The 25,567-nt window shown below is 43.1% G+C and carries 25 protein-coding genes and 1 tRNA gene; 14 read left to right on the top strand and 12 right to left on the bottom strand.

Annotation, left to right across the window (positions count from 1 at the left end; genetic code table 11):
* Positions 1-27: 27 nt before the first annotated feature.
* From KW060_RS14780 to KW060_RS14770, 3 genes are all read right to left on the bottom strand, one after another.
* Complete coding sequence (locus KW060_RS14780) at positions 28-795, bottom strand: LolA family protein (RefSeq protein WP_249036201.1); 768 nt, start codon at positions 793-795, stop codon at positions 28-30.
* An 86-nt stretch (positions 796-881) separates the two neighbouring features.
* The gene (locus KW060_RS14775; protein WP_249036200.1) at positions 882-3,296 is read right to left on the bottom strand and encodes an FtsK/SpoIIIE family DNA translocase; all 2,415 of its coding nucleotides are present in this window, start codon (positions 3,294-3,296) and stop codon (positions 882-884) included.
* 152 nt (positions 3,297-3,448) lie between these two features.
* Positions 3,449-4,678, bottom strand: coding sequence for an ammonium transporter (locus KW060_RS14770; RefSeq protein ID WP_249036199.1), 1,230 nt, complete (start codon positions 4,676-4,678; stop codon positions 3,449-3,451).
* Positions 4,679-4,924: 246 nt separating this feature from the next.
* Here KW060_RS14770 and KW060_RS14765 point away from each other — a divergent pair, with 246 nt between their 5' ends.
* Positions 4,925-6,151 carry a UbiH/UbiF/VisC/COQ6 family ubiquinone biosynthesis hydroxylase gene (locus KW060_RS14765; protein WP_249036198.1) on the top strand — a complete coding sequence of 409 codons (1,227 nt, stop codon included), beginning with the start codon at positions 4,925-4,927 and terminating at the stop codon, positions 6,149-6,151.
* A gap of 10 nt (positions 6,152-6,161) precedes the next feature.
* Here the strand turns inward: KW060_RS14765 and KW060_RS14760 are convergent, their stop codons facing one another.
* Genes KW060_RS14760 through KW060_RS14745 form a run of 4 tightly spaced genes read right to left on the bottom strand, consistent with a single transcriptional unit; the run spans position 6,162 to position 8,465 of the window.
* Positions 6,162-6,359 (bottom strand): Trm112 family protein, encoded by a 198-nt coding sequence (locus KW060_RS14760; protein WP_249036197.1) that lies wholly within the window; start codon positions 6,357-6,359, stop codon positions 6,162-6,164.
* Between the two features lie 10 nt (positions 6,360-6,369).
* Complete coding sequence (locus KW060_RS14755; protein WP_249036196.1) at positions 6,370-7,053, bottom strand: LON peptidase substrate-binding domain-containing protein; 684 nt, start codon at positions 7,051-7,053, stop codon at positions 6,370-6,372.
* A gap of 7 nt (positions 7,054-7,060) precedes the next feature.
* Positions 7,061-7,948 (bottom strand): thioredoxin, encoded by an 888-nt coding sequence (trxA, locus tag KW060_RS14750; RefSeq protein WP_249036195.1) that lies wholly within the window; start codon positions 7,946-7,948, stop codon positions 7,061-7,063.
* 13 nt (positions 7,949-7,961) lie between these two features.
* On the bottom strand, positions 7,962-8,465 hold the full coding sequence (locus tag KW060_RS14745; RefSeq protein WP_249036194.1) for a prolyl-tRNA synthetase associated domain-containing protein: 504 nt from the start codon (positions 8,463-8,465) through the stop codon (positions 7,962-7,964).
* 158 nt (positions 8,466-8,623) lie between these two features.
* Here KW060_RS14745 and KW060_RS14740 point away from each other — a divergent pair.
* Both KW060_RS14740 and KW060_RS14735 read left to right on the top strand, forming a co-directional pair.
* Positions 8,624-8,698: transfer RNA gene (locus KW060_RS14740), tRNA-Gly, on the top strand.
* Between the two features lie 122 nt (positions 8,699-8,820).
* Complete coding sequence (locus KW060_RS14735) at positions 8,821-10,191, top strand: PIG-L deacetylase family protein (RefSeq protein ID WP_249036193.1); 1,371 nt, start codon at positions 8,821-8,823, stop codon at positions 10,189-10,191.
* On the opposite strand, the gene KW060_RS14730 is transcribed toward KW060_RS14735, so the two are convergent.
* Both KW060_RS14730 and pspF read right to left on the bottom strand, forming a co-directional pair.
* Positions 10,186-11,346: a 6-phosphofructokinase gene (locus KW060_RS14730; RefSeq protein WP_249036192.1), complete on the bottom strand. Its 1,161-nt coding sequence runs from the start codon at positions 11,344-11,346 to the stop codon at positions 10,186-10,188. The genes KW060_RS14735 and KW060_RS14730 overlap by 6 nt on opposite strands.
* Before the next feature lie 13 nt (positions 11,347-11,359).
* A complete protein-coding gene (gene pspF / locus KW060_RS14725) occupies positions 11,360-12,373 on the bottom strand; it encodes a phage shock protein operon transcriptional activator (RefSeq protein ID WP_249036191.1) in 1,014 nt (337 codons plus the stop codon).
* 201 nt (positions 12,374-12,574) lie between these two features.
* On the opposite strand from pspF, the gene pspA reads away from it, so the two are divergent.
* The 4 genes from pspA to KW060_RS14705 are packed head-to-tail and all read left to right on the top strand — an operon-like array spanning position 12,575 to position 14,446.
* Positions 12,575-13,258, top strand: a complete 684-nt coding sequence (gene pspA / locus KW060_RS14720) for a phage shock protein PspA (protein WP_249036190.1) — start codon at positions 12,575-12,577, stop codon at positions 13,256-13,258.
* Between the two features lie 44 nt (positions 13,259-13,302).
* Positions 13,303-13,515, top strand: a complete 213-nt coding sequence (gene pspB / locus KW060_RS14715; RefSeq protein ID WP_249036189.1) for an envelope stress response membrane protein PspB — start codon at positions 13,303-13,305, stop codon at positions 13,513-13,515.
* A complete protein-coding gene (pspC, locus tag KW060_RS14710) occupies positions 13,515-13,910 on the top strand; it encodes an envelope stress response membrane protein PspC (RefSeq protein WP_249036188.1) in 396 nt (131 codons plus the stop codon). Before pspB ends, pspC begins: the two co-directional genes overlap by 1 nt.
* Positions 13,911-13,912: 2 nt before the next feature.
* Positions 13,913-14,446 (top strand): L,D-transpeptidase family protein, encoded by a 534-nt coding sequence (locus tag KW060_RS14705; RefSeq protein ID WP_249036187.1) that lies wholly within the window; start codon positions 13,913-13,915, stop codon positions 14,444-14,446.
* Here KW060_RS14705 and KW060_RS14700 read toward each other — a convergent pair.
* The 3 genes from KW060_RS14700 to KW060_RS14690 all read right to left on the bottom strand — a co-directional run bounded on the left by KW060_RS14700 (position 14,436) and on the right by KW060_RS14690 (position 15,283).
* Positions 14,436-14,672: a hypothetical protein gene (locus KW060_RS14700; protein ID WP_249036186.1), complete on the bottom strand. Its 237-nt coding sequence runs from the start codon at positions 14,670-14,672 to the stop codon at positions 14,436-14,438. The genes KW060_RS14705 and KW060_RS14700 overlap by 11 nt on opposite strands.
* A 92-nt stretch (positions 14,673-14,764) precedes the next feature.
* Entirely contained in the window at positions 14,765-15,055 is a 291-nt protein-coding gene (locus KW060_RS14695; RefSeq protein WP_249036185.1) for a hypothetical protein, read from the bottom strand.
* A 15-nt stretch (positions 15,056-15,070) separates the two neighbouring features.
* The gene (locus KW060_RS14690) at positions 15,071-15,283 is read right to left on the bottom strand and encodes a hypothetical protein (RefSeq protein ID WP_249036184.1); all 213 of its coding nucleotides are present in this window, start codon (positions 15,281-15,283) and stop codon (positions 15,071-15,073) included.
* 96 nt (positions 15,284-15,379) lie between these two features.
* On the opposite strand from KW060_RS14690, the gene zapE reads away from it, so the two are divergent.
* The 7 genes from zapE (at position 15,380) to lpdA (ending at position 25,519) form a co-directional block, all read left to right on the top strand.
* A complete protein-coding gene (gene zapE, locus KW060_RS14685) occupies positions 15,380-16,540 on the top strand; it encodes a cell division protein ZapE (protein ID WP_249036183.1) in 1,161 nt (386 codons plus the stop codon).
* A 153-nt stretch (positions 16,541-16,693) separates the two neighbouring features.
* Positions 16,694-17,659 carry a malate dehydrogenase gene (mdh, locus tag KW060_RS14680; RefSeq protein ID WP_249036182.1) on the top strand — a complete coding sequence of 322 codons (966 nt, stop codon included), beginning with the start codon at positions 16,694-16,696 and terminating at the stop codon, positions 17,657-17,659.
* Positions 17,660-17,753: 94 nt separating this feature from the next.
* Positions 17,754-18,923 carry an ADP-forming succinate--CoA ligase subunit beta gene (gene sucC, locus KW060_RS14675; RefSeq protein WP_249036181.1) on the top strand — a complete coding sequence of 390 codons (1,170 nt, stop codon included), beginning with the start codon at positions 17,754-17,756 and terminating at the stop codon, positions 18,921-18,923.
* Complete coding sequence (gene sucD, locus KW060_RS14670; protein WP_249036180.1) at positions 18,923-19,798, top strand: succinate--CoA ligase subunit alpha; 876 nt, start codon at positions 18,923-18,925, stop codon at positions 19,796-19,798. Before sucC ends, sucD begins: the two co-directional genes overlap by 1 nt.
* Before the next feature lie 64 nt (positions 19,799-19,862).
* Positions 19,863-22,799 (top strand): 2-oxoglutarate dehydrogenase E1 component, encoded by a 2,937-nt coding sequence (locus KW060_RS14665; protein ID WP_249036179.1) that lies wholly within the window; start codon positions 19,863-19,865, stop codon positions 22,797-22,799.
* A gap of 53 nt (positions 22,800-22,852) precedes the next feature.
* Positions 22,853-24,070, top strand: coding sequence for a 2-oxoglutarate dehydrogenase complex dihydrolipoyllysine-residue succinyltransferase (gene odhB / locus KW060_RS14660; RefSeq protein WP_249036178.1), 1,218 nt, complete (start codon positions 22,853-22,855; stop codon positions 24,068-24,070).
* Between the two features lie 42 nt (positions 24,071-24,112).
* Positions 24,113-25,519 carry a dihydrolipoyl dehydrogenase gene (lpdA, locus tag KW060_RS14655; protein WP_249036177.1) on the top strand — a complete coding sequence of 469 codons (1,407 nt, stop codon included), beginning with the start codon at positions 24,113-24,115 and terminating at the stop codon, positions 25,517-25,519.
* Positions 25,520-25,567 lie beyond the last annotated feature (48 nt).

Here is a 25,567-nt window from a genome sequence, read left to right as displayed (position 1 = left end):
AATAATTTAACATATTAAGTGAAATTATCAGCGGCGTGGGCCACGACGGCGCGGGCGTGGATCGTCATATGTGAAATGTGCTTGATCTACGGTAATGTTATATTCGGGGTTTAACAGCGCCACACGTGTGGTATATCCCTGAACATCAACAACTTCCCAGGATTTAAGTTCCATTGTCGATTCTTCGAATATCAATGTTATGTATCCATAATCTTTTTGATCCGGCTGAATAACGGATGCTTTGATAAGGCCGGCAAAACGGATCATTTCAGGGATTTGGATATCTTTATCCTGTAAATCAATATTGTCATCCACAAGAACGCTTAACGGTGTTTTATCAATGGGCCAGCGGCTGATTTGATTAACCTCATAATCGATGAAAGACAGCATGTCATCATTACCCACCAGCAAAATCGGCGTATCATCGGTATATTCAAATCTGATTTTACCGGGGCGTTCGATATAAATCACACCTTCATCCACATTTCCTTGTGGGCCACGTTGTATGAATGTGGCTTTCATGGTGCGGATACGGTTTAAGGTGTCTTCGATTTTTGAAATGACATTATCTCGGTCTTCGCCCTCAATCACTGTGGGGGGAACATCGAACTGAACCATGCGTGCTTTTGGTTCTGGTTCATTTTCTTTTGTTTGTGGTGTTGAAACAGGTTCATTGCTTTCTTCAATACCCGGTGGTGGGGAAAGCTTTTCCTGTTCGACTTCCTGTGCAGAAACAAAGGCGGCCTGACCAATCATCAGGGATAGAACCGTTGTATATATTAGTGGTTTTATCATGTTATTGCCTTGTGTTTATTACTGTCATCTTTCAGGGTAGGCATACAATAAGGTAGAAATAAGACAAGATAAATTAAAAAATATCTTTAATATTCCTCGGAATGGTCTTGTACTAATACTTCACGTTTCCCAACATGATTGGCAGAACTGACGACCCCTTCTCTTTCCATTTTTTCAATAATATTGGCTGCGCGGTTATAACCGATTTGAAGTTGTCGTTGAATATAACTGGTGGATGCCTTTTGATCGCGGGCGACAATGGCAACGGCACGGTCATATAATTCATCGCCTGATGGCTTGCCAGCACCGGGTGTCATTTGCGAATTTTGTAAGAATTGTGAATCAAATCCTTCGTCCGGTTCTTCGACGATGTCGGTCAAATATTCTGGCGCGCCTTGTTTTTTAAGGGCGGTGACAACATTTTCAACCTCGTCATCAGCCACAAACGGTCCGTGGACACGGGTGATGCGACCACCCCCTGCCATAAACAGCATATCCCCCATCCCAAGTAACTGTTCCGCCCCCTGTTCACCAAGGATCGTGCGACTATCGATTTTCGATGTCACCTGAAACGCCACACGGGTCGGGAAGTTGGCTTTAATGGTTCCGGTGATTACGTCAACGGATGGGCGCTGTGTTGCCATGATCAAATGAATACCGGCGGCACGGGCCATTTGCGCAAGGCGCTGAATAAGTGCTTCGATATCTTTACCGGCCACAAGCATCAGATCGGCCATTTCATCAACAATCACCACAATCATCGGAAGCGGGGTTAGGTCCAGATTTTCTTCTTCGTAAATCGGTTTGCCGGTTTCCTGATCAAAACCGGTTTGAACCTTGCGGGTGATATTTTCACCTTTTTTACGGGCTTCTTCGAGGCGTTTATTATAGGCGGTAATGTTACGCACCTGTAGTTTTGCCATATTTTGATAACGCTGTTCCATTTCACGGACCGCCCATTTTAAGGCGACAACGGCTTTTTTCGGGTCTGTTACAACAGGTGTTAACAGGTGCGGGATATCATCATAAACCGATAGTTCCAGCATTTTCGGGTCAACCATAATTAGGCGGCATTCAGCGGGCGTCATTTTATAAAGAAGCGACAATATCATCACATTGATGGCAACTGATTTACCCGATCCGGTGGTTCCCGCAACAAGCAAATGCGGCATGGTAGCAATATCAACGACAATGGGTTCACCGCCGATATCTTTGCCCAGTGCCATCGGCAGTTTTGCTTTGCTGTCTTCATAAACACTTGAGGATAAAATTTCGCGCAACGATACAATTTCGCGTGCGCTATTCGGCAGTTCAATACCAATGGCATTTTTGCCAGGGACAACTGCCACACGGGCGGATACAGCGCTCATGGATCTGGCGATATCATCGGCAAGGTTGATCACGCGTGATGATTTGGTGCCCGGTGCTGGTTCCAGTTCATAAAGGGTGACAACAGGGCCAGGGCGAACTTTGGTGATTTCGCCTTTTACGCCGAAATCATCAAGAACCGCTTCAAGCATACGTGCATTTTGTTCCAATGCATCATGGGTTAGACGGTCTTGTTCCTCAACCGGTTTTGGTGGTGAAAGAAGGCTTAAAGACGGAAGGGCAAATTCCCCGTCGGTCAATATATCCAGCATCGGCTGGCTTTCTTTTGTTTCACGCTTACTGACGCGTACGCTTTTCTTTTCCGGATCAATGATCGGAATGGCTCTTTTTTCTTTTTCCGGCTCATCCGATTTTTTAAGTGGCGGTTCTTTTCTGGCTGCTGTTTTTGCCTTTTTAACGACCTCTTTTTGTTTTGATCTCTCGCTTGCCCCTTTAAAGGCTTGTCTTAGATAAACTGCACCAGCAATTAATTTCATCAAGATAGCGGCTGCGCCAATTTTGATGCCGTGACCCATTTGGGACCATTCATCACGGTCCAGACCGGAAGTATAGAAAAAGCAGATGGCCGCAAGAATAGTGAATAGTACGCCGATGATAACGGGGTAAAAACTGATGCCTGTCCATGCGATAAAGCTGCTGACATAATCAAGCAGCACATTACCCATCACACCGCCAAGACCCACATCACCAAGTGGCCAGGTTTCATAAGGCGGAATGGTTGAAAAGGCGGTAGCCGCCATCATCGCAAGCAGCGGTAACATCAGTAAATGCATAAATATATATGGAAGACCCTTTAACGACATAACCCGCCAACCCCATGTCACCAGTGGCAGCACAAGAATATAAGAAGCAAGGCCCAGCGTTTGCATAAAGATATCAGAAACATGTGACCCAGCTTGACCGAGTATATTGGTAACGTCCCCTTCGACGACATTATTCCAGCTTGGGTCATTAATGTCATAGGTGAAGAAAGATGCAACCAACGCAACAAAAAGTGCAATAAGCGCACTGCCCCATAAACGGATAAGCGCTTTATGCAGAAATTCGCTTACTGAAGCGGGTAAAAGAGATTTTTTTGCGTTTTTCTTTATTGTTTTGCGTCTGGTCGCCAATGATCTTCCCTGATTTACTCTATATTTTCTTTAATTAAAATACACTAGCATTATGCCATAGAACAAGGCAATTCTATGGCTTAATATTCTGAAAATATAAGGGAAAAATCAAGTGTTTACTTAAAAATGATGTCATGACGTCATTTTTAAGATTATCTCAATCCGAAATCCTCTTCTGGTGTGGCGCTGATCCTATGAATTGATAAATCAGCTCCTAAATATTCATCTTCTTTTGAAAGACGAATTCCGATGGTTATTTTTAATAAACCAAACACCAATAACCCTGATGCAAACGCGAATAATGCACCAACAAAAGTACCAATGATTTGCGACATGATCGATACGCCGCCTAATCCCCAAAATGTTTGTGAGCCGAAAATACCAGCACTTATGCCACCCCAAACACCACAAATTCCGTGCAAAGGCCATACACCCAGAACATCATCAATTTTCCATCTATTTCCGCAAATGGTGAACATTTTGACGAATATTGCACCGGCGACTAATCCAACAATAAGTGCACCAAGAGGGTGCATTAAGTCTGAACCCGCACATACGGCAACCAATCCCGCGAGAGCACCATTATGGATAAATCCCGGATCCTGTTTTCCAATATATAATGAGGACAGAATACCGCCTGCCATTGCCATCAAACTATTTAACGCGACAAGCCCGCTAGAGGTGGAAACTTCACCTGCGCTCATCACATTAAAGCCAAACCACCCAATACATAAAATCCATGAACCAAGGGCAAGAAATGGTATATTTGATGGTGGAATACCAAGTGGCGTGCCGTCTTTACGGTAACGGCCAGTTCTGGCACCCAACATTACAATAGCCCCTAACGCCATCCAACCACCAACAGTGTGGACAACGACTGAACCGGCAAAATCATGAAATGGATGCCCGAAAGTAGCGCTTAACCAATCTTGAAAACCCATTAAATCATTCCACACCATTCCTTCAAATACGGGATATAGAAAACCGACCAAAATGGCAGTGGCCAGTAATTGAGGTTTAAATCGGCTTCTTTCTGCGATGCCACCTGAAATAATGGCTGGAATTGCGGCGGCAAATGTCAATAGAAAGAAAAATTTCACCATATCATACCCATTGGCCGTGAAAGGGGAGCTTTCACCAATGCCGCTTATCATTTCGGCCGTATTAAAAAAGTTAATGCCATAAGCAATTTGATAACCAATAAAGAAATACACGATTGTGGAAACTGCAAAGTCAGAAATAATTTTAACCAGGGCATTTACTTGGTTTTTCTTTCGTACGCTTCCTACTTCTAAAAATGCAAAACCTGCATGCATTGCAAATACTAAAATGGCCCCAATGAGAATAAAAAATACATCTGTACCTGTCTTTAATGTTTCCATCTTACTTTCCTTAATCGATTAAATAACTCATGTGTATTTACAAGAAGCGTGCCAAGTTATTAAGGTGTTGAAACAAAAGAACTTTATGAATCTAGCTAATATAAAATTGATTAATTATTAATCATAATTTTTCATAAGAATAATTTTGGCTAAAAAATAGGCATAATATAGGTTATCTTTTTGAGCGAATATATTTGTCAGGGTTGAAAACTACTTTTATAATTGAATTTTACCCATGAGGATGACATGTCAAAAACCGCAAAAGTAATTAATTCAGACGTTCTAATTTCTGGTGGTGGCGTTGTTGGTATGACGCTTGGTTACGCACTTGCGGAACATGGTGTTTCAGTGTCGCTCGTTGATGCGATTGATATCGAAGCATCGCTAAGTGATGAATTTGATGGCCGTTCATATGCCATATCTTATGCCCCATATGTCATGCTGAAAACGATTGGGTTATGGGATAAAATTGGCCATGAAGCCCAGCCCATTGATGAAATTCACGTTACTGACGGGGAAAGTCCGGTATTTCTTCATTTTGATGAAAAGGAACTTGGTGACGGACCACTTGGGCAAATGGTTGAGGTTCGTCATATTAGAGCAGGTCTTTATGACGCGGTCAAAGGCCATAAAAACATTACCCTTTACGCGCCAGATAAAATTGTAAGCACTGAAAATATTGCGGGTGGCGTTGATATCGTGCTTGAAAGTGGTGCAAAAATTAAAGCCCAGCTTTTAATCGGCGCAGAAGGCAGGAAATCAGACCTTCGTGCAGAGAATGGCATAAAGGTTCGAAATTGGGATTATAAGCAAACCGGAATTGTTACGACGGTTGAACATGAATTGCCGCATCAGGGTATTGCTCATGAAAAATTTTATCCTTCTGGTCCCTTTGCCATCTTGCCTTTAAAAGGAAACAGATCATCGATTGTTTGGTGCGAGCCACCGGAACGCGCCAAGACCATTATGGGATTAAATGAAGCAGGTTTTAATGCTGAACTTAAGAAAAAATTCGGTGATTTTCTTGGAAATGTGGAATCAATAGGCCTTCGTTGGTCATATCCTTTATCCATGCAGCTTGCGGATGACTATACCGCCGAGCGTTTTTGTTTGGTGGGCGATGCGGTACATGGCATTCATCCGATCGCGGGACAAGGGTTTAATCTTGGGCTGCGGGATATTGCGGCCTTAACCGAAGTGCTTATTGACGGTAAACGTATCGGTGCAGATCTGGGTTCAGAATTGGTGCTGGAACGATATGTTCATTGGCGCCGTACTGATAATAATATGCTGGCGCTTGGGATGGACGGATTAACGCGGCTCTTTTCCAACGATAATCCGGTGATTACTTTCGCAAGACGCGCCGGCATTGCCGCGGTTGAAGAAATGCCAAGTGTGAAGAAGTTCTTCATGCAGCACGCACGCGGTACTGTCGGAAAATTACCGAAGTTATTAAAGGGCGAAACTCTTTAATTTAAATGTGCTATTCAAGCTCTCTTGCTTCATCGACTAGCATGATGGGAATGCCGTCTCTAACCGGAAAGGCTAACTTTGCTTTTTTGCTGATTAATTCGCCTGCCTCTTCATCATAGGTAAGCGTCGTTTTGGTAAGCGGGCAGGCAAGAACCTCTAATAATTTTGGATCAAGTTTGCCGTAATTGATTTTATTTTCGCTGCTCATGCTCGTTACCTTAATGAATGATATTATCTGATGATATATCATGTTTTCTAAGATTGAAATCCATTAATTGCATCATCATCTGAACGCGTGTTTTACAGGTTGGGCTTTCCAAAAGCAATTGTTTCTCGGATGCTTCGAACGGGCAAATCATGGCCATTGAGTTCACTAGTTCTTCGTGGGGGATGTCATAAAATTCGTTAACATCCATGTCGATGTCAAAGGCATTAAAATATTCATTTAAAAGTCTAATGAACGGGTCTTTATATTCGTCATCGAAAAGACTGATATCATCACCATCTTCCATATAGGGTGAATAATCGGCGAGTACCTCACGAAATTGATATTCTTTGGGTAGTTCCTTTTTAATCTTAAAGCGTCTTAACCCGGTCAATACAATGATATATTGACCATTATTACTTTCTTCGAAATTGGAAATCAGTCCCGCGCAGCCAACATCATATAATGGGCGACCACGTTCCGCCGTGCCGAATTGGTCGTTATTCTCAAGTGAAGATGATATTTTTGCTTGGGATGGCTGTACCATACCGATAATACCACTGCCGCTTCTGGCCACTTCAACCATTTCTTTATAGCGTGGTTCAAAAATATTGAGCGGCAAATACCCGCGCGGCAAAAGCATTGCGCCGGTAAGCGGGAAAATGGGTAATCTTTCTGGTAATGGTGCGGCTGTCATTTATTTATCACGAAAATAATAGGCTTGATAGTTTCCGGCGCGCGGCCACAGTAAATGGGTCCATTGGGCCTGCCATTTCAAAAAATTTAAGCAGTTGTGTTCTTGCGCCGTCATCCTGCCAACTTCTGTCTGCTGCAATAATATCAAGCAGTTCCTGTGCGGCTTCATCGCGCTTATTCGCAGCCCATAGGGCAAGTGATAAATCAAATTTTGCCTGATAATCATCCGGGTTATCTTGTGCCGCCTTGATCAGGGCATCAAGATAGCCGATATCACCCAATTGTTTTGCGGTTTCAAGTGCGGCGAGCGCCGCAGAAATAACAGGGTCATTCTTATCAGCAGCGCCTGATAATACCTGTTCAGCATTTTCAAGATCACCCAGTTTAATCAGTGAATTGGCAAGACCCGCGGTGGCTTGGATATTATCAGGTTCCATTTGCAGTGCTTGTGAATATGCGCCGCCAGCTTCTTGATAATTTTCTGCTTCAAAGGCCTGATCTGCATATTCAATTAATTTTGCTGATTCTGACGGTCCGACCTCGGGTGCGATTTTTTCAATGAATTCTCTAATCTCGCTTTCGGTTTTTACGCCAGCAAAGGCATCAACAGGGCGGCCATCAATGAAAGCAACAACGGTTGGTACTGAACGGATTTGCATCTGTGCTGCAATTTCCTGTGTTTTGTCGATGTCGACCTTGGCCATGACGACCGCACCATTGGCCTCACTGACAACTTTTTCAAGTATTGGGCCAAGGGTTTTACATGGTTCGCACCATGTGGCCCAAAAATCGACAAGGACCGGAACCTGCATTGATCGTTCGATAACGTCCGGCATAAAATTGGACATATCCGCATCAAAAATGATAGCGCCCGTGCCCGTTGCTGTATTTTCCATAATTAAATTCTCTTTAAAGTGTATCGAAATCTATAATAATAGGATCGAATCCAAAATGCCCGATAAATTTCAATAAATCGTCACGGTGAATGGTGGTGGTCGCTTCGTTATGAAGCGGATGATAATTCAGGTATTCATGTTCCATCATTCCCTTGTCAAGAATAACAATAAGGTCTTTATGTGTTACGTTAATAAGTGAAAAAGGGGTAACGGACCCTGGTTCAATTCCGAGCATATCTACCATCCGATCAGCGCTTGCGAAACTTAACCGGCCCACATTAAGGTGGTCTGATTTAAATAGTGCTTTTAAATCTACTTTTCGTTCTTCGCTTAAGACGGCCAGGATGAAATTATTTTTCTTATCTTTCAGGAAAAGGTTTTTGCAATGACCGCCTTCAATTTCACCGCGTAAATTTTGCGACTCTTCGACAGTGAATAACGGGGCGTGACGAAATAACTTCGTTTCGATACCAAGTTCATCGAAAAGTGCGTATAAATCCTGTTCCGTAGCGGGCATGTTAATTCCTTGAAATCAAAGGGTTGTTAAGCTTTATTTTTATAACTTAAGAAATTATTTGGTCCAACGTAATTTTTTTGTAATAAGGGCTTGCATTATAAAAATTACTTTGTATTATCCCCCGCACAGACACCGAAATGGTGTTCCCCTGATTTTGAGCGGGCGTAGCTCAGGGGTAGAGCGTCACCTTGCCAAGGTGAATGTCGTGAGTTCGAATCTCATCGCCCGCTCCATTAAAAAAGCCTCCGGTATTACCGGGGGCTTTTTTAATTTCTGAATAGTTCTAAAAATATTTTCGTGACGGATATCCTATTTTATTTTACTGTTTTTAAAAAAATATAATGGGAGGAAGGTTTTGAATTATTTTCTAAAAATATTAGTGGTTTGGATCATATTCCCCATTCTATCCATATTTGGCTTTCTTCTTGTTTCAAGAACACTTCTATATGATTATGATGTTGCCTTGGATTATTCCTATCCAATGGATGAAAAAAACGCGTTAACACATACGATCAATATTCAAAATGGACGAGTTGATTTTCCCGATACGGTCGGACGCAATCATTCTTCGTTTTTAAAAGTGAACGTTAGTTCAGGCATATTGGGTAAAATGTTTCAACCGGCCATTCAAATGTTTGGCAAGAACGATCTTGAAGTTCAGTATACGGAACATGGGGCGAATGGAACGCGATATCTAAACATTACTAATTTGGTCGCATCTGGGAATACTCAGATTAGATTGCATGGAACAAATATTGATATCGCGAACGGTGAAACAACACTTTATCAATTTGAAAATGTTGAACTTGAAAATAAAACGGTTCTGATTATTGCGCCGCATCCGGATGATGCGGAAATTGCAGCGTTCGGCCTTTATTCAAATCATGATGATGTTTATATCGCCACGGTCACATCCGGTGATGCTGGCCCCTTTATGTATGATGAAATTTATGATGATCCGGTCACACATTATTTAAAAAAGGGTGAGGTCAGAACTTGGAACAGTTTGGTGGTTCCCATTCTTGGTGGCGTTGATCCGGAACGAATCGTCAATCTTGGCTATAACGATGCCCGATTAAGAAAAATGGAAGCGGACAGGGAATATGTTGCTGATGGTCTTTATACTGATGTGTCGGATATGGATACGTTCAGAAGACAAAATTTCGCCGACCTTGCGGATGGTCTTGTTGGTATAAACAATTGGGAATCGTTGGTTGGTAATATGCGTTATTTATTAAATGAAATAGAGCCTGATATCATCATCACAGCTTCCCCGAAACTGGATCAGCATTCCGATCATCAATATAGTACCCATGCATTAATAGAAGCGTTAAAAGCTGAAGGTATCAATGAGGGTCAGTTGCTTTTATATACCAACCATTTGGTGCCATTTAATGAAAATTATCCATATGGTAATGCGGGCGGTGTAATTTCGGTGCCGCCAACACCGCGTGGACCAAATTATTATAATGGCATTTATTCTTATCCGATGACAGTTACAGAACAGCAAGGCAAGATACTCGCGCTTGATGCCATGAATGATTTAAGGCTTGGGACCGATTTCAGATATCCATTGCGTGCGTTTGCACAAAGTTTTGAAACATTGTGGAATAATATGATCGGCGATGATCAAACCTATTTCCGGCGTGCGATACGCAGTAATGAATTTTTCTTTGTCGTTAATATCAGCGAAATTTACGATGATGAAAAATTAAAAACCCTATAGATACATTGGGCGTCCAAGGATATTTTTGATATCCGGACGGTAATTATCAACGTCATATACATTGCTGACGATCAGGTTTTCCTGCGGTGTTAACACACAATCATTGCTGGCCAGTTCATAATTGCCGTCAATGATTGCCGTCATTTTACCGAAATTGTTTTTTTCAATTTGCTGAACGGCCATGGCACCGAAATTTCCGGCGACAAGCTTATCAAGGGCATCCGGTTCCCCGCTTCTAAGTAAATAAGCAAGTGGTTGCGTGAGCACGCTGACTTTATGATTTTTTCTAAGGTCTTCGTAGATCAAGTCACCAATACCGCCAAGTTTGTCATTGCCGTATTGATCCTTTTTTCCCTGATAGACATTGTTACCATCTTTTAAAGTCGCCCCTTCGGCAACCACGGCGACGGCATAATTATTCGTGTTGCGTACGCGGTCGGCGATAATCAGGTCACTAAAATGATTAAGGTCAATGGGAACTTCGGGGATTAAGACCCTATCAGCGGATGCAATATGACCGCTTAATAGTGCAGGTTCACCGCTATGGCGACCAAATAGTTCGATGATTGCGATGCGTTCATGGCTGGCAGCCGTGCTTCTGATTTTATTAATGCTGTCAACGCAGCGTGTGACACAGGTGCTAAACCCGATACAGTAATCCGTACCATTAACATCATTATCCATGGTTTTTGGAATACTGATCACTGGAAACCCTTGTTGGGTTAGGTGCGCTGCGAATCTTAATGATCCATCACCGCCGATGGGAACAAGTGCATCAATTTCCATGAGATCAAGAATTTTCAGGATATGATCCGTACAATCAAATGATCCTTTTTTAAATTTTGATGCTGGGACATTCCCTTTTAAGAATTCAGGCAGGAATGCCTCATCAATTTGAACGGGATTATAACGTGAAGTATGGAGAAACGTACCGCCGATATTTTCAATACCCCGTAATTCCGATGAATGAAGGGGCGTGGAAAGTGATCTATTCAGTTCCGGATTGCCATCAGGATTATAATCAAGAAGCCCTTTCCAGCCGCGTTTAATACCTACGGCTTCCCAGCCGTTTTTCTCGGCGCCTTCGACAATTGCCTTGATACAGGCATTAAGACCCGGGACGTCGCCCCCGCTGGTTAATATGCCGATCTTCATGATTTATTCCTTATTATGATATATTATGTTTTTTTAATTGGTGTCTTAATTGATGGTAATTCAGGTTCAAAAATTTCGCAGCATTTTTTTGGTTAAACTTATTTTGCTTTAATGCATTTATCAGCAATGATTTTTCGAAATTTTCGATGCTTTCATTGAAATCAACGGGCCCCTCAAGAACATCCGGTTTGTTATATAAACCATCCTCATGTTCTTTTTCCACTGTTTCCATGATTTTTCTTTTGGGCCTATATGGCGATGCAAATGGATCGAGCATTATTTGATTAACGGGTTCAAATTCATTGGACGCGTAATATACGGCGCGTTCAATGACATTTTTAAGTTCGCGAATATTGCCGGGCCATTCGTATGACATTAATTCATCAATCAAATCATGGGAAAAGCCAGGGAATGATTCCCATCCGATTTCCTGGGCAATCTTTTGGCCAAAATGAAATGACAAAATAATGATGTCTTCTTTTCTATGTCTTAAAGGGGGAAGGGTTATTACATCAAGCGCAAGCCGGTCGAGCAAGTCATGACGAAAATCACCCATATCGGCAAGTGACGGAAGATCCACATTGGTTGCGCCAATAATGCGGACATCAGTATGGAGCGTCTTATTGCTACCCAGTCTTTGGAATGTTCCATACTCGGTAACTCGCAGAATTTTTTCCTGTGCTGATAATGATGTGGTTGCAATTTCATCAAGAAACAATGTGCCTTTATGGGCTTCTTCGAAACGGCCAATGCGTTTTCCTTGTGATCCTGTGAAGGCACCAGCCTCATGGCCGAATAATTCAGCCTCAAGCAGATTTTCAGGAAGAGCCGCGCAATTAACCTGAACAAAATTTTGTTCCCATCTGGGGGATAGGAAATGCAAACGGGATGCGATCAGTTCCTTACCCGTACCGCGTTCACCGATCACAAGAACCGGTCTATTATGTCTGGCGGCGCTGCTTGTTTGTTCGATAATTTCTAAAAAAGCAGGACTTTCGCCAATGATGATTTGTTGATCAATATTCATGTTAAAAAAATATCAAAAAATGATAAAAAATACTAATTAATAATAATTTATTTAATTTTGGTTTTGGGTCAATTTTTACCTAAAATAAAATTAATTCAATAATTTCAATAAGTTAATCAAAAAAACAAAAGTTGGCACGCCTTGTGCAATATAAGATCGTGAAGGCCCCGAGTTGGGACAATATATTTACGGAGAATAAACATGGGCATTTTTACACGCCTGACTGACATAATTAATTCAAATATTTCGCATCTGCTGGATAAGGCAGAAGATCCGGACAAAATGATCCGTATGATGATCCAGGAAATGGAAGATACATTAGTAGAGGTGCGTTCTTCTGCGGCACGTGTTATCGCTGACCGTAAAGAACTTGATAGAAATCTGGTTCGCTTGAAGAAAGTCGAAGACGACTGGCTTGCAAAAGCGGAACTGGCGTTAAGCAAAGATAGAGAGGACCTTGCAAATGCAGCACTCATTGAAAAATCAAAGTTGGTGGACTTGGCTCAGGAACTGGAGCAGGACCGCGCTCCTTTAGAAGAAGCCCTTAAAAAATACGAAGATGATATCGTGCGCCTTGAAGCAAAAATCAAGGAAGCCAAGCAAAAGCAGAAAACGCTTATAGAGCGCAAAAACTCTGCTGAAAGTCAGCTTCGTGTTCGTGCAAAGCTTTATGATAACCGTATCGAAGACGTGATGAACCGTTTCCATTTAATGGAAAAACGTGTTGAGGAAACAGAAAGCCGTGTTGAGGCACAGGAACTGGGTCGTGAAAAATCATTGCACGAAGAGTTTGCTGACCTAGAAGCAGCGGAAAATGTCGCCGATGAGCTTGAAGAATTAAAAGCGAAGCTTGCGAAAAAGAATGCCAAGGATGAAAAGAAGTAAAAATCAGTGTATCTTTTAGACACTGATTAGAGAAAGGATAAAAAATGGAAATTGTTGGCATACTTTTCATGGTCGTGGTGGCCCCGATATGGATATTGCTTCATTACATCACAAGATGGAAATCAACAAAAACCATCAGTAACGAAGATGAAACACTTCTTGCTGATCTTTGGGAAAGTGCAGAACGAATTGATGCACGTATAACTAATATCGAACGAATTCTGGATGCTGAAGAACCAGGTTGGAGAAAGAAATAATGTACGGAAATTCAAAACCGCCGAAATATAAAAAATTATATCTGGATAAGCAAAATGCGAAAATTTCCGGTGTCTGTGCCGGTATTGCCGATTATTTTGGTATCGATCCGATGGTTGTTCGTATTGCCACCGTTATTATTGGATTATTCGGTGGCGGTCTGATCCTCGTGGGTTATATCCTGCTTGCCATTTTCCTGGATGCAAAGCCAGTGGACATGTTTGAAAGCAAAAGAGAAGGCGAATTCTGGAAAGGCGTAAGAACAGAGCCATCAAACACGGTTCGTGATGTGCGCCATAAATTTCGCGACATCGAACGACGCTTAAGGGCAGCGGAAGCGCATGTGACCTCGCCTAGTTATAATCTTCACCGTGAAATAAACGATCTGGATAAATAATAATGAATATTACCGTCACACCAACCACAAAAGATCCATCGCGTGGCATTTTGAGGATGGGCGAAGAAACATACCCCTGTGCGCTTGGCAAAGAAGGGATCACAATCAATAAAGCTGAAGGTGATCATAAAAGCCCAACAGGAAAATTTGCCTTGCGCAGTGTTTATTATCGTTATGATAAATTGGATGGTCCCATTTATACACAGGTGCCGATGATGGCTTTAATACGCGAAGATGGTTGGTGTGATGATCCAAATGATGTGGCTTATAATAAATCGGTGATGCTTCCATATCATGCTAGTGCTGAAAACTTATGGCGTGATGACGATTTATATGATGTGCTTGTTGTACTTGGGTATAATGATGATCCAGTTGTTCCTGGTAAGGGCAGTGCAATATTCATGCATGTGGCACGCGATTTAAGTGACAATGATTTTAAAGGCACCGAAGGATGTGTTTCTTTAAAAAAAGATCATTTGCTCGAATTGTTGCCTAAACTGACGCCGGAAACATCACTCGAAATCATTAATCCATAAATTTGACAACACTGGTATAAACAAAGCCATTTGACTTAGGAAAGCGACGGTTAATTTCGACTGTCGCTTTTTTTTCGTCAGTTGCAGTGATTTGCACATAACGTTGTTCTGCCCATTCGTCATCATAATGACGATGGGATTCACCTTGTTCTACAAGGTTTCTTACATCTTGGTTGTAAAGGGAGAACTCATAAATATTTTGTTCAATTCTTGGTACGCTTAACATAACTCTTAATACTCATTTGATTCGTCTTATGGTTAATATGGTACCAAAGACCCTTAAATAATCTGTAAAGAGATATGTAAAAATTTATAGAATTATCTCATTACCAGATCTTCGTGGGTGAATTCCGGAATTTCGGTAATGGCCATGATTTTAAATCCTCTGACCCTTGGGTATTTCGATCTGATTTTACGGATGGCGCCACGAATGTCGCGGGCGGGAAGTTCAATGTATCTGGGGTCGGCCCATCCATCGTCATAACGCGGGTGATGTTCGTCAAATTCGACAGCAGCACGTACTTCCGTATTATACATGACGACTTCAAAAATTTTTGTGTTTCTTAGCTCGCTCATACGAGCTTCACGTACTTTTTCAAAATTGCTCATTCGTATATTTCTTTCTTATAGAGCGTCAACCGCATCCCCAAGAATAAAACCAAGGCGTTCCGGATGCTTTCTTTCACATTGCGCCCAAGCTTCATCTGGGGTATGGGCTCTTTCCGTCATAATGTGAATATCAGCCCATTTATCTTCGAAATCTGGGTGTGATTTCCCCTGCTGTACCGCAGCACGGACTTCTTTGTTATAGACAGGTATATCAAAACTCAATTTCATAATATTTCTCCCAAAGTAAACTTTGTTATATATTTGCGGGAAATTAGCCTATATTAGTTATCAAAATGATAACAAAACTATTAAAATACTGATTTAATGACATATAAATCGACAGAACCAGATCAACTATATCATGAAATGCTGGAAAAGGGAGAATTAAAAGAAGACCCCATTCAGTATCAAGTTGTTCAGAAGTTTCAAAAACTCTATCAGGCATTAAAAGAAAAAAGCGATAATGGTCAAAGAAAACTGTTATCCAAACTATTTAGCAAAAAACAAGAAAACCCACATTTAAAGGGTCTTTATATTTATGGTGATGTTGGTCGTGGAAAATCCATGTTGATGGATTTATTTTATGATCTTGCGCCTGGTAAAAAGCGACGCGTGCATTTTCACGCATTTATGCTTGAAATACATCAAGAAATGCATGATTGGCGCTATATGTCCGGGGATGACCGGATAAAAAAATTCGGCACCAAAGAAGATGACCCAATCCCGCCACTTGCCGCACAAATTGCGGAGCATAGTCCACTTTTATGTTTTGATGAATTTCAGGTAACCGATGTGACCGATGCCATGATATTGGGGCGGTTGTTTCAGGCGTTATTTGATAGGGGTGTTATTTTAGTGCTTACGTCAAACCGCATTCCTGATGATCTTTATAAAGATGGTCTCAATCGGGGATTGTTTTTACCAACAATTGATATGATTAAAGAAAAGTTAGAAATCATTCAGCTTGATGGCCCAACGGATTACAGGCTTGAACGGATGAAAGGTATGGCCGTTTACCATCATCCGTTAGGTGAGAAGGCAACAAAGGCATTATCTGAATCATTCTGGAAACTAACCGATCATGAAGTGGATGATAGATCCGAGGTTGGGCCAGAGGAAATTGAGGTGCAGGGAAGAATACTGCATGTTCCCGTCGCATCAAGAGGGGTTGCGGTGGTATCATTTAAGAAAATGTGCGCGGCAGCCCTTGGGGCAGCGGATTATCTGGCGCTTGCTTGGAAGTATCATACTATCATTATGGTTGGCATTCCAAAACTCGGGCCGGAAAACAGAAATGAAGCCAAAAGATTTGTGACATTCATTGATGCGCTTTACGAAAATAACGTAAAATTTCTTTGTTGTGCGGAAGCCTCACCAGAGGAGTTATATGCAGAAGGACACGGTCATTTTGAGTTTCAAAGGACAGTATCAAGGCTGATGGAAATGCAGTCAAAAGAATATCTTGCAAAAGGTCATGCTATCTAAAGTTAATATTCTTTAGAAATATGACCAAAAAAGAACAGAAACTGTTGCGTTTACAGTGTTTTCAAGGTAAATCGAATGCAAAGATTCTTATATTAATTCCGGGGAAGGAAAAAACCCTTTTCCGCCTATACATATTCTAGGAGTAAATACAGCATGGCACGTAAAAAAATTGCATTGATCGGTGGCGGTCAAATCGGTGGTACATTAGCACATCTTGCAGGACTTAAAGGTCTTGGTGATGTTGTAATTTTTGATATCGCAGAAGGTCTTCCTGAAGGTAAAGCGCTTGACCTTGCACAAAGTTCACCTGTTGAAGGGTTCGACGCAAGAATGTCAGGTACGCAGGATTATGCCGATATCGCCGGTGCAGATGTTGTGATCGTAACAGCGGGTGTTCCGCGTAAGCCGGGCATGAGCCGTGATGATCTTCTTGAAATTAACTGTAAAGTGATGAAATCAGTTGGTGAAGGTATCCGTGATCATGCACCAAATGCCTTCGTGATTTGTATTACAAACCCACTTGATGTGATGGTTTGGGCGCTGCAAAAATATTCAGGTCTTCCTGCAAATAAAGTTGTTGGTATGGCTGGTGTTCTTGATAGTGCACGTTTCCGTCTGTTCCTTGCTGAAGAATTTAATGTTTCCGTTGAAGACGTAAACGCATTCGTACTTGGTGGCCACGGTGACACAATGGTACCTCTTGCACGTTACTCAACAGTAGCCGGTATTCCAATTCCTGATCTTGTGGAAATGGGTTGGACAACACAGGAAAAACTGGATCAAATCATTCAACGTACACGTGACGGCGGTGCTGAAATCGTTGGTCTTCTTAAAACTGGTTCTGCATTCTATGCACCTGCAACATCTGCGATTGCGATGGCTGAAAGTTATCTTGGTGACAAGCGTCGTCTGCTTCCATGTGCGGTTGAGCTTAACGGTGAATACGGTGAAAGCGACATGTATGTTGGTGTTCCATGTATCATCGGTGAAAACGGCGTTGAAAAAATCGTTGAAGTTAAATTCACTGACGAAGAAAAAGCAGGCTTCGACCACAGTGTAGACGCTGTTAAAGGTTTGATGGACGCTGTTAAAAACATTGATCCGTCACTTGCTGGCTAATATGATGTTAAATGGGATAAGGGTTTTATTAATCCTTATCCCGTAAAACTGCTAAAAATTAAAATTATCTCTAAAAGGGAAAAGGTAAAAGCACATGAATATTCATGAATATCAGGCGAAAGAGCTTTTGAAACAGTATGGGGCACCAGTACTTGATGGTGGTATTGCCTATACTGCGGATGAGGCAGAGCAGGTCGCAAAAGACCTTGGTGGTCCGGTTTGGGTTGTAAAAGCACAGATCCATGCGGGTGGCCGTGGTAAAGGCGGCGGCGTTAAGGTTGTTAAATCAGTAGAAGAAGTAAAATCAGTTGCTTCAGATATGATTGGAATGAACCTGGTAACGCATCAAACGGGCCCGGCTGGTAAAGAAGTGAATCAGGTTTACATCGAAGACGGATGTGCAATTGCCAATGAACTTTATGTGTCAATCCTTGTTGACCGTGAAACAAGCCGTGTTGCCATTATCGCTTCATCAGAAGGCGGTATGGACATCGAAGAAGTTGCGGCTGAAACACCGGAAAAAATCATTACAGTAACGATTGATCCTGCAAGTGGTCTTTCTGGTTTCCATTGCCGTAAGGTTGCTTTCGGCATGGGTCTTACTGGTAAAGCAGCAGGCGGCGTCGCAAAAGTGATCGCTGCGCTTTATAAGACATTCATGGAAAAAGATGCTGCAATGCTTGAAATTAACCCGCTTGTGGTTACAGCAGACGATGATGTTGTCGTGCTTGATGCCAAGATGGGTTTTGATGGTAACTCGCTTTACCGTCATAAAGATGTTCAAGACCTTCGTGATCCGACAGAAGAAGATCCGATGGAGCTGGAAGCAGCGAAGCACGAACTAAACTACATTAAACTGGATGGTAGCATCGGTTGTATGGTGAACGGTGCCGGTCTTGCGATGTCAACAATGGATATCATTAAGCTTAAAGGTGGCGAGCCTGCGAACTTCCTTGATGTTGGTGGGGGTGCAACACGTGAACGTGTGACCGAAGCCTTTAAAATTATTCTTAGCGATCCGAATGTTGAAGGCATTCTTGTGAATATCTTTGGCGGTATCATGCGGTGTGATGTGATCGCGGAAGGTGTTGTTGCAGCGGCGAAAGAACTTGAACTTACTGTTCCGCTTGTTGTGCGACTTGAAGGTACAAATGTTGAAAAAGGAAAAGAAATTATGGCCAATAGCGGCATTAACATTATTTCTGCTTCTGATCTTGGAGACGCAGCAGAGAAAGTGGTAGCAGCAGTTAAGGAGGCCAAATAATGTCTATTTTCGTAAACGCAGAAACAAAAGTAATTTGTCAGGGCTTCACTGGTGCACAGGGTACTTTCCATTCCGAGCAAGCACTTGCATACGGCACAAAAATGGTTGGTGGTGTAACACCGGGTAAAGGTGGCAATGACCATCTTGGTCTTCCGGTATTTAACACTGTTGATGAAGCGGTTCATGCTACAGAAGCAAACGCATCTGTTATTTATGTGCCACCACCATTTGCGGCTGATGCTATCCTTGAAGCGATTGACGCAAATATTGAACTTGTAGTGTGTATCACAGAAGGTATTCCTGTACTGGACATGGTTAAGGTGAAACGTGCTCTTCAGGGTTCAAATACACGTCTTATCGGCCCTAACTGCCCGGGTGTGATTACACCAGGTGAATGTAAAATTGGTATTATGCCTGGTCACATTCACACTAAAGGTAATGTGGGTGTTGTATCACGTTCTGGTACACTAACATACGAAGCGGTTGCGCAAACAACAGCAGTTGGCCTTGGTCAAACTACGTGTGTTGGTATCGGTGGTGACCCGGTAAACGGTACAAACTTCATTGACGTTCTTGAAGGTTTCATTGATGACGATGAAACTGAATCAATCATCATGATCGGTGAAATCGGTGGTTCAGCAGAAGAAGAAGCGGCTGAATTCCTTAAAGCATCAGGCACGAAGAAGCCAGTTGTTGGTTTCATCGCGGGTCGTACAGCGCCTCCGGGCCGTACGATGGGCCATGCCGGTGCGATTGTTTCCGGTGGTAAAGGTGGTGCAGAAGATAAAATCGAAGCCATGCGTAGTGCTGGTATTCATATTTCTGAATCTCCATCTGAACTCGGCACCACATTGATGAATGTGCTTAAGGGTTAAGTCTTTTTAAATCATTCTTGATTTAGAATTGCCCGTTTTAAAAAAATAACAAGGCTCGAATGATATGAGTATAGAAAGCAAAGATGATCTTCTTAACGGCTCCAGTGGTGCATTTGTAGAGGAAATGTTTGCGCGGTACACGCGCGACCCGAACTCTGTTGATGCGTCATGGCAGCAATATTTTCAGGAACTAGCGGATGATGCCCGCGCATTAATGGGCGCAGGCCTTGAAAAGCCAGGCGCATCATGGAAACGTTCTGATTGGCCATACACGGATAATGATGACCTGGTGTCAGCGCTTAATCCGGGCTTTGAAGAAAAAGTTCAGAAAAAGAAAAAAGGCTCAGCCAGTGAAGAAGACATCCGTAAGGCAACGTTGGACAGCATCCGCTGCCTGATGATGATCCGTACGTACCGTGTGCGTGGGCATCTTCATGCAAATCTTGATCCGCTTGGTCTTACTGAAAAACCATATCATTCGGAACTTGATCCGGAAACATATGGCTTTGGTCCAGAAGATATGGACCGCCCGATTTTCCTTGATAATGTTCTTGGACTTGAAACAGCGACAGTACGTGAAGTTTTGGAAATCCTTGAGCGTACATATTGTTCAACATTCGGTGTTGAATTTATGCATATGAATAGTCCAGAGCGTAAATCATGGATCTTAAGCCGTATTGAAGGCCGTGATAAAGAAATTCATTTCACCAACGAAGGTAAGCTTGCCATTTTGCAAAAACTTACCGAAGCAGAAGGATATGAACAGTATCTTTCCAAGAAATATGTTGGAACGAAGCGTTTCGGCCTCGATGGTGGTGAAAGCCTAATACCGGCACTTGAAGCAATCATTAAAACCGGCGGACAAAACGGCGTTAAAGAAATCGTTCTTGGTATGTCGCACCGTGGCCGTTTGAATGTTTTAACGAACGTAATGGCAAAACCGTTTAAAGCGATTTTCCATGAATTTCATGGTGGATCATCCACACCGGATGAGATCGAAGGATCAGGCGATGTGAAATACCATCTTGGTGCATCTGCGGACCGTGAATTTGATGGCAATGAAGTTCATTTGTCACTGACGGCGAACCCGTCTCACCTTGAAGCGGTGAACCCTGTTGCACTTGGTAAAACACGTGCGAAGCTAACACAGCGCAATGATGTTGGCGGTACAAGTGTTCTGACATTATTGATGCATGGTGATGCGGCCTTTTCCGGACAGGGAATTGTTGCCGAAGGGTTCGCGTTAAGCGAACTGCGTGGTTATAGCACGGGTGGTACAATCCACGTGGTTGTGAATAACCAAATCGGCTTTACAACGGCACCACATTATTCGCGTTCATCACCATACCCGTCTGATATGGCGAAAGCGGTTCAGGCGCCAGTTTTCCATGTGAATGGTGATGATCCTGAAGCGGTGGTATTCGCGATGAAGGTTGCCACAGAATTCAGACAGAAATTTAAATCAGATGTTGTGATCGATATGTTCTGTTATCGCCGTTTCGGCCATAACGAGGGCGATGAGCCATCCTTCACACAGCCACTGATGTATAAACGTATTAAGAACCAGCAATCAACACGTTCAATTTATGCTGAACGTCTTGTTCGTGAAGGTCTTCTTACCCAAGCTGAAGCTGATCAAATGGCGAAAGATTTCCACACTTACCTTGATGTGGAATTTGAAGCTGCCAAAGATTACAAACCAGAAAAAGCAGACTGGTTCGCTGGAAGCTGGGCTGGACTTGAACGTCCTGATGATGATCTGCGTCGCGGTAGTGAAACTGGCGTTCATATTGATGAACTTAATGATCTTGGTCGTTTGCTTACAACGGTTCCTGATGATTTTAAAGTTCACCGCACGCTTCAAAGAACACTGGATGCGAAAGCGCGCATGTTTGAAGCCGGTGAAAATTTCGATTGGGCAACTGCAGAGGCACTTGCCTTCGGTACACTTATTCGCGAAGGTCACCGCGTAAGACTATCCGGTCAGGACTGTCAACGTGGTACATTCTCGCAACGTCATAGTGTGTTTATCGAACAAGAAACTGAAGACCGTTATGCCCCACTTGCCCATGCAGGTGACGGGCCGGATGCCCACGCCACATACGAAGTGATTGACAGTGCGCTATCCGAAGAAGCGGTACTTGGCTTTGAATATGGATATTCACTTGCGGAACCAAATGCACTTGTGCTTTGGGAAGCACAGTTCGGTGATTTCGCAAACGGCGCGCAAATGATCTTTGACCAGTTCATTTCAAGCGGTGAATCAAAATGGCTACGTTTCAGTGGTTTGGTTGTTCTTCTTCCACATGGATACGAAGGACAGGGACCAGAACATTCATCAGCACGCCTTGAACGTTATCTTCAGCTTTGTGCCGAAGATAATATGCAGGTCGTTTACTGTACGACGCCTGCGAACTATTTCCACGTTCTGCGCCGTCAAATGAAACGTAAGTTCCGTAAGCCGCTGATTATGATGACACCAAAATCATTATTGCGTCATAAGCTTGCAACTTCCAAAATTGAAGATATGGCAGAAAATTCAGAATTCCACCGTCTGCTTTGGGATGATGCACAAAGTGATCCGCATAAAACAAGCGTTAAGATCAATAAAGATAAAGACATCAAACGTCTTATCCTTTGTACAGGTAAGGTTTATTATGACCTGCTTGCGGAACGTGAAGTGCGCGACCAAAAAGATACATATCTGATGCGTGTCGAGCAGCTTTATCCATTCCCGCATGAAGCACTTGTTAAAGAGCTTAAGCGTTTCACAAATGTTGAAACGGTTGTCTGGTGTCAGGAAGAACCAAAGAATATGGGTTCATGGAATTATATTGATCCATATATCGAAGACGCACTTGTTGCGGCGGGTTGTAATGCGTCCCGTCCTGTTTACGCAGGAAGAACGGCAGCAGCATCACCAGCAACAGGCCTGATGGAAAGACATAAGAAAGAACAAGCCGAATTACTTGATATGGCACTAACCGTGACCACAAGGTAAGGCAATTAAGAAAAGATAATTTATTTTATAAATAATAATAAGGAGAAGGTCATATGACCGTCGAAATTCACGTTCCGGTACTTGGTGAATCAGTCACCGAAGCAACAGTAGGAAAATGGTATAAAGCCGTTGGCGAAGCCGTTGCAGTTGATGAAGTTATATGTGAACTCGAAACAGATAAAGTTGCACTAGAGGTAACAGCCTCAGCATCCGGTGCACTTGCAGAAATCGTTGCAGAAGAAGGCGACAACGTTGAAGTTGGCGCGTTACTTGGCAAAATTGATGAAACGGCACACGGTACTGCCGCCGCAGCACCGGCACCAGCCGTAGAAGAAAAGAAAGCTGAAGCAGCCCCTGCACCGGCCGCAGCACCAGCAGCCCCAGCAAAAGGCGTTAACGCAAGACCGGCAGCAGCAAAACTTGCTGAAGAAAAAGGCGTTGACCTTAACACAGTAACAGGCACTGGCGCTGGTGGTACGATCACAAAAGCAGACGTGCTTGCGCATCTATCTGGTGCGCCAGCAGCACCTGCAGCGACGGCAGCAGCACCTGTTGCGGCGGCACCTGCAGCAGCACAAGAAGAAGTCGTGCCGATGACACGCCTTCGCCGTACAATCGCAAAACGTCTTAAGGATGCACAAAATACGGCTGCGATGCTGACCACTTATAACGAAGTGGATATGTCGGCTGTAATGGCACTACGTGCGCAATATAAAGAAGTTTTTGAAAAGAAACATGGTTGCCGTCTTGGCTTTATGTCTTTCTTCACCAAAGCTTGCGTAGCAGCACTTAAAGAAATTCCGGAAGTGAACGCGGAAATCCGTGAAGACAGCATCGTATATAAAAATTACTATAACGTTGGTGTTGCCGCATCAACGCCATCCGGTCTTGTTGTTCCGGTTGTGAAAAATGCACAGGACATGGGTTTTGCGGATATTGAAAAAGAAATCAGCCGCCTTGGTGGTTTGGCCCGTGACGGTAAGCTTGCCATGGAAGACATGATGGGCGGCACATTCACCATTTCAAATGGCGGTGTTTTCGGATCACTTCTTTCAAGCCCGATTTTGAACGCGCCACAGTCCGGTATTCTGGGCATGCACACAATTCAGAAACGTCCTGTTGTTGTGAATGATGAAATTGTCATTCGCCCGATGATGTATCTGTCGCTTTCATACGATCACCGTATTGTTGATGGTAAGGGCGCGGTAACGTTCCTTGTTCGTGTAAAAGAAAATCTGGAAGATCCACAACGTCTTGTGTTGGACCTTTAAGAAGCATTTGATCTTTAATAATAATAAAAATTGGAATTCATAATGAGCGATAATTATGATGTAGTCGTAATCGGCGGCGGACCAGGTGGTTACGTTGCTGCGATTAGAGCAGCCCAACTGGGCTTAAAAACAGCATGTGTTGAAATGCGTGGTTCACTTGGTGGAACGTGTTTGAATGTTGGCTGTATCCCGTCAAAAGCACTTCTTCATGCGTCAGAACTTTATGACGAAGCAAACGGCGGCATGGAAAAGTTTGGTATTTCAACTGGTAAAGTTTCCATCGATGTTTCAAAATTAATGGATCATAAAGACGGTATTGTAACGGATCTTACAAACGGTATTGAATTTTTATTTAAGAAAAACAAGGTCGATTATGTAAAGGGTCGCGGTAAAGTCGCGGGCGCTGGCAAGGTTGAAGTTGCACTAAACGATGGCGGTGAACAAGTTCTTGAGACAAAAAATATCGTTATCGCAACGGGTTCTGATGTGGCGAGCCTTCCGGGTATTGAAATTGATGAGAAAATCGTTGTGTCTTCAACGGGTGCATTAAGCCTTCCAAAAGTGCCAAAACATATGGTTGTTATTGGTGGTGGCGTGATCGGGCTTGAGCTTGGTTCCGTATGGAAACGCCTTGGTGCTGATGTGACGGTTGTTGAATTTATGGACCGTATTACCCCTGAAATGGACGGCGAAGTTTCAAAAACTTTCGCACGTATTCTGAAAAAACAAGGCTTTAAATTTAAACTGAAATCAAAAGTAACAGCGATCAAGACAACGAAAACGGGCGCAACCGTTTCTGTTGAGCCGGCAAAAGGTGGTGACGCTGATACAATTAAGGCTGACGCGGTTCTTGTGGCTGTTGGTCGTCGTCCTTATACAGAGGGACTTGGTCTTGCTGAAGCTGGCGTTAACGTGAATGATCGTGGTCAGGTTGATATCAATGATCATTTCGAAACCAATGTACCGGGCGTATATGCGATTGGTGATGTGGTGCGCGGCGCAATGCTTGCCCATAAAGCAGAAGACGAAGGCGTTGCCGTCGCGGAAATTATCGCGGGTTACGCGGGTCACGTGAATTATGATGCAATCCCAGGCGTGATTTACACAATGCCGGAAGTGGCATCTGTGGGTAAAACAGAAGAACAGCTTAAAGAAGCGGGTACCGATTACAATTCCGGTAAATTCCCGTTCACAGCGAACAGCCGTGCAAAAGCAAACAGCCAAACCGACGGTTTTGTGAAGGTTCTATCTTGCGCTACAACTGATAAAGTGCTTGGCGCCCATATCATTGGGGCGGATGCGGGTAATATGATCGCTGAACTTACACTTGCCATTGAAAAAGGCATCACAGCCGAGGACGTGGCATATACATGTCATGCCCATCCAACGGAAACAGAAGCCGTTAAAGAAGCGGCAATGGCCGCTGGTGGTTCACCAATTCATATGTAAGAATTGGTTAGCAAAGAATTTAAAAAGGCGGCTTTAAAAGCCGCCTTT

Source organism: Pseudemcibacter aquimaris (assembly GCF_028869115.1).
Classification (GTDB): Bacteria; Pseudomonadota; Alphaproteobacteria; order Sphingomonadales; family Emcibacteraceae; genus Pseudemcibacter; species Pseudemcibacter aquimaris.
The sequence above is the reverse complement of the archived record's forward strand: the minus strand, read 5'-3'. Positions and strand labels throughout refer to the sequence as shown.